Here is a 702-nt window from a genome sequence, read left to right on the forward strand (position 1 = left end):
GGTCTTAGTACGAGCCGAACTTGTAGTTCAGGCCGGCGCGGACGACGGCGAACTCGTCGTCGCGGCGGCCGATCGCGCTGTAGGCGACCGGGACGAGGTTGGCGGCGTTGACCACCAGGGCGCCCTGGTTGCGGTTGCCGCGCTCCAGGTTGACGTACCGGCCTTCGACCTTGAACGTCACCGCCGAGGAGCGGAAGAAGTTAAGGAACGAGTCGACCGGCAGCGCGTACGCCATGCCGCCGCCGACGGCGTAGCCGGTCGGGAGGCGGTCGTCGCCGCAATATCCTCGCAACGAGGGGTCGGCGCTGGGGCCGATCGCGCTGTAGGCGACCGGGACAAGGTTGGCGGCGTTGACCACCAGGGCGTCCTGGTTTCGGTTGCCGCGCTCCAGGTTGACGTACAGGCCTTCGACCTTGAACGTCACCGCCGAGGGGCGGAAGAAGTTCAGGAACGAGTCGACCGGCAGCGCGTACTCGATACCGCCGCCGACGGCGTAGCCGGTGCGCAAGTTGTCGTTGCCGGCATAGCCGCCGAACGAGCGGTCAGCGCTGCCGGAGCCGGCGGCGAAGCCGCCGGGGATGTACACCAGGGTGCGCTCGCAGGCGTAGCCGAGGCGGCCGCGCACGGTACCGAAGTAGTCGAGGTCCTACAGGCCTCGCGGGTCGGTGCCGGTTGAGCCGTGGGAGACCGGTCCGTCGTGGA

General features: G+C 68.9%; 1 pseudogene. It reads right to left on the reverse strand.

What is annotated here, in order from left to right:
• Nucleotides 1-4: 4 nt before the first annotated feature.
• Nucleotides 5-702, reverse strand: a pseudogene (locus tag MKL09_RS05215) (outer membrane protein); the annotation flags it as partial.

Source organism: Methylobacterium sp. J-048 (genome assembly GCF_022829515.1).
GTDB lineage: Bacteria > Pseudomonadota > Alphaproteobacteria > Rhizobiales > Beijerinckiaceae > Methylobacterium.